Consider the following 5283-nt stretch of genomic DNA (forward strand, 5'->3'; position numbering starts at 1 on the left):
CTTGGGTGGGCAGCTAAAATAACAGTAAAAGTTATAAGGAAAAAAAATTTAAAAATATCAAAAGTAGTTTAAAACCTAGAGGGCGGGCAAGTGTAATTAAATACTTTACAATATCATAATTTTAATATATCATTTTCAATAAAATTTATTTTTAAAGAGAATACTATATGAATAATAAATATGATGTTATAGTAGTGGGTGCTGGACATGCCGGAATAGAGGCAGCACTTTCATCTGCAAGACTTGGAATGAAAACCCTAATTATATCTATTAATTTGGATACCATAGGACAAATGTCATGCAATCCTTCTATAGGGGGAGTTGCTAAAGGTACTATTGTAAAAGAGATTGATGCACTAGGCGGTGAGATGGGAATATTAATAGATAAAACTATGATGCAGTTTAGAATGCTCAACAGAAGTAAAGGTAAAGCTGTATGGGCACCAAGAGCTCAAGCAGATAAATACGCATATAAAGAAGAAGCTACTAAAACATTGTATGCAGAGAATAATCTCACACTTCATCAGGATATAGTAACAGAAATCATTGTAGAAAATAATGTACTTAAAGGAATTAGAACAGAAAGAGGCAGAGAATACGAATGCCAAGCAGTTATACTCACAACAGGAACATTTCTAAACGGACTTATTCATATAGGTAAATATCAGAAACAAGCTGGAAGAATAGGGGAGCTTCCTGCAATAGGACTATCTGATAATTTAAGAAGTTTGGGACTTGAAGTAGGAAGATTAAAAACAGGAACACCGGCAAGAGTTGATTATTATTCTATTAACTTTGACATATTAGAAATGCAGAAAGGTGATGATGAAATAACACCATTCTCTTTTTTAGATGATAAAATTGATATAGTTCAAGAGCCTTGCTATATAACTTATACAGACGCAAATATTCATAAAATCATTCAGGATAATATACATTTATCTCCAATGTACAGCGGAGTTATAACAGGTATAGGCCCAAGATACTGCCCAAGCATAGAGGATAAGGTTGTAAGATTTGCAGATAAACCAAGACATCAGCTTCATTTAGAGAGAGAAAGCTATAGAACTAATGAAGTTTATATAAATGGATTTTCTTCAAGTTTGCCGGAAGAAGTACAAATAAAAATGATAAGATCATTGAAAGGACTTGAGGAAGTAAGAATATTAAAACCAGCTTATGCAGTAGAATATGATTATGTGAACCCTATAGAATTAAAGCCTACACTTGAAACTAAAAAGATTGAAGGCTTATTCTTGGCAGGACAAATTAACGGCACAAGCGGATATGAAGAAGCTGCATGTCAGGGACTTATGGCAGGAATAAATGCAAGTCTAAAAATTAAAAAAGAAGCTCCATTAATATTAAAAAGAAGCGACGGATATATCGGAGTTTTAATTGATGATTTAACTACTAAAGGAACTAAAGAACCTCATAGAATGTTCACTTCACAGGCAGAACATAGAATGCTTTTAAGACAAGATAATGCCGATGAAAGATTAACTGAGCTTTCTTATAATATAGGGCTTGCAAGCAAAGAAAGACTTGAAAAGGTAAGAGATAAAAAACAGAAAACTCAAATACTTGTGGAATATTTAAATAAACGCACACTTACTCAAAAAGAAACTGAGGAATTAGGATTCACAAAAGAAGCTAAAGAGTACCGTACTATGAGTTTAGCTTCTATAATAAAACGTCCTGAATGCGGTATTGACATGCTAAAACATTTGATAGACGGCGATTATAATCAAAATGTTTTGGAGAATGCAGAAATAGCTATTAAGTATGAAGGCTACATTTCAAGATATTTAAATGAAATAAAAGACATTGAAAAATACGAAAACATGCTTATACCGGAAGATTTTGATTACTCTACTTTAAAAAGTGTCAAAATAGATGCTATTAATAAATTGAAACAGTACAAGCCTTATAATATATCACAGGCTTTAAGAATACCAGAAGTAGATAAATCAGTAGTGCATATTTTAATACTTGCACTTACAAATAAAAAGAAATAAAAATATATTGTTTATAAAAAAACGCATATAGAAAAACTATTTATTTATCTATATGCGTTATTTTTTTATATTTATAATAATTCACCAAATTTTCTAATATATACTTTCTTTAATAATGTAACTAATAGTATATAAGCAAATATACAAGGAACTAAAAATATAAAATAAGTTTTAGGTAATGATACAAAACCTAAATGATGTCCTAAACTTGTAAATGGCACTATAGACAAAATTATAATGCTTGAAAAAGTTAATAAGAAAACTTGTTTTGATGGTCTGCTTTCTATAAAAGGAATTTTAGCAGTTCTTATCATATATATAACCAAAACTTGTGTGCATATAGATTCTATAAACCAGCCTGATTGGAACATAGAAGTATACATTGTTTTTATATTAGCTAAATCGGCACCATTATAATAATTGCCTAATTTATTATATAATATTCCATTAGAAACGAATAATGGACAGAAAACAAAATACATTATTAAATAAGTGCTCCAATCAAATATAGAACTTACAGGTCCCATCCAGCACATAAAGTTTCCTATACTTGAAGAGTCCCATTTTCTTGGAAGTTTTAAAAATTCTTTATCAACATTATCCCAAGGTATTGAAGTACAGCTTAAATCATATATTAAATTTAGTATGATCAAATGCACACTTTGCATTGGTATGAATGGCAATAGTATAGAAGCCATTAATACAGAAAACATATTTCCAAAATTTGATGAAGCAGTTATTTTTATATACTTTATCATATTGGCATAAGTTTTTCTTCCTTCTATTATGCCTTTTTCTAATACGGTTAAATCCTTCTCTAATAATATTATATCAGCAGCTTCTTTAGCTATATCAAAAGCACTGTCAACTGAAATGGATATATCAGCCATTTTCATAGCAAGCACATCATTAATACCATCGCCCATAAAGCCGACTGTATTATCATCATCTTTTAATACGGATACTATTCTTGATTTTTGATGAGGATAAAGTTTAGCAAATATATTAGCTTTTTTTGCTTTTATTTTTAATTCATTATCATTTAATTTATCAATTTCATTTCCAAGCAAAATGCCGTTTATATTTATTCCTAATTTATTGCATACATTAATAGTTGTTTTTTCATTATCTCCAGTAAGTATTTTTACATCAACACCATATTCATTTAATTTTTTTATAGCCTCGTAAGATGATTCTTTTGGAGGATCCAAGAATGCTAAATATCCTACTAATACCATTTCATTTTCTAACTTTTTAATTTCTTCTAAATCTTGTAATTGATTTTCATTATTTATTTCTATATCTTTTACAGCTAATGCTATTACTCTCATTCCTTTATCATTTAAAAAGTTAATTTTTTTATTTAATTCTTGTTTTTGTAATTCTGTTATTTTTGATATTTTTTCATCATCATAAACATAAGAGCAAATTGAAATCATTTCTTCAAAAGCTCCTTTAGTTATCATCTTTATATTATCATTTTCTTTTAATAATATGCTTAATCTTCTTCTTATAAAATCAAAAGGAATTTCATTTATTTTTGTGTAATTTTCTAATTCTTTATTATTAAAGTTTTTTTCATTATGTTCTATATATTCAATAATAGCATTATCCAAAACATTTCTATAACCATTTTGAAAATAGCTATTTAAATAAGCCAAATCCAAAACATTTTTATTTTCATTTTCATTAACATCAAAATAATGCTTCAATGAAATTTTATCCATTGTTAAAGTGCCTGTTTTATCAGTACATAATATATTCATAGCACCAAAACTTTGTATAGAGTTAAGATTTTTTATTATAGTTTTTTGTTTTGACATAGATACTGCACCTTTTGCTAAGCATGCACTTACAATCATAGGGAGCATTTCTGGTGTCAAACCAACTGCGATTGATATAGCAAATAATAAGGCTTCTATCCAATTTCCTTTTGTAAATCCATTAATAAAAAATACAACAGGAGTCATTATAGACATAAATCTTATTAATAGCCAAGATACGGAATTTATTCCTTTAGTGAAGCTTGTATCTATTTCATTTATATTTGAAAGCTCATTTGCGATATCGCCTAAAAATGCATCTTTTCCAATATTTATTACTATACCTTTAGCATCTCCGCTTATTACATTAGAACCCATAAAAACAATATTTGAATAATCTGTTACTGATTCTAATTCCTCATTACATACAGAATGATTTCTTTCTAAAGGCTCGCTTTCTCCTGTTAATACAGATTGAGAAACTGTCAAGTTATTTGATTCTATTATTCTTATATCAGCAGGTATTATATTACCGGCATTGATAAAAACTATATCTCCTACTGTTAGATTTTCACTGTTTATTTCTTTTTTGATATTTTCTCTCAAAACTATGCTTGAAGATTTTATCATGTTAAGAAGTTTTTCTGATGCATTATCTGATTTATATTCCTGAATGAATCTTATTAATCCTGATACTGTTATCATTGTAGAAATGATTATTACTGTCAAAAAAGAAATTTCTTCATTCTTGAAAAATGGTATTAATATATCTGTAAAAATGGATATAATAGCCAAGGCAAATAATATCAAAGTAAATGGATTGATGAAACCTTCAGCTATTCTTTTAAAAATAGTTTTTTTATTTTTATGAGGTATTTTATTTAATCCGTATTCTTTTAATCTTTTATCTGCTTCTTTTTCTGATATGCCTTCTAATGATGAATTAAATACTTCTAGTACTTTATCAGTATTATTTAATGCTGAAAAAATTAATTTGTTTTTGTTTTCTAGTATTTTTTTCATGATATCAACCCCAATAATAATAATATTTTTCCAAACGATTTTTTATTATTTTTGATAATAAATTTATTCTTAAATAAAATATTAATACTGTTATTTAGAAAAGCTAAAATAACAAATCAAAAAAACCAAAAACGGTTTTATAATTTTTAATGTATGAATTTAATTATAGAAAATATATTAATTGAAGTGACATATCAGGTAGACGATTCTTTTGAAGCTGAGTAGTGAGCGAGAATAGAAGTTTTTGTTTAGCATAGCACCGCCTCCTTATAATGATATAAATTTTAATTTTTGCGAATATAGCATAATATAAAAAAATTGTCAATACAAAAATAGAATTAGTTTTATTTTTTTAAATTTATCATCTGTTCTCCGCACGGTGAATAAAATTAAAAACATTAATTTATTTATAATCCAAATTTTATTTATATAATAAATTTAATTTATCGTGCGTTAAATATATTTTAAAGTTAATAAAT

Annotated in this window: 2 protein-coding genes; one reads left to right on the top strand and one right to left on the bottom strand. The window is 27.2% G+C overall.

Features of this window, described 5'->3' with window-relative positions:
- Positions 1-167 precede the first annotated feature (167 nt).
- Positions 168-2018 (top strand): tRNA uridine-5-carboxymethylaminomethyl(34) synthesis enzyme MnmG, encoded by a 1851-nt coding sequence (gene mnmG / locus R4K56_RS14355; protein ID WP_335772497.1) that lies wholly within the window; start codon positions 168-170, stop codon positions 2016-2018.
- A 71-nt stretch (positions 2019-2089) separates the two neighbouring features.
- Here mnmG and mgtA read toward each other — a convergent pair whose 3' ends face one another.
- A complete protein-coding gene (gene mgtA, locus R4K56_RS14360; RefSeq protein WP_335772496.1) occupies positions 2090-4804 on the bottom strand; it encodes a magnesium-translocating P-type ATPase in 2715 nt (904 codons plus the stop codon).
- Positions 4805-5283 lie beyond the last annotated feature (479 nt).

The organism is Brachyspira pulli (assembly GCF_036997785.1).
GTDB lineage: Bacteria > Spirochaetota > Brachyspiria > Brachyspirales > Brachyspiraceae > Brachyspira > Brachyspira pulli.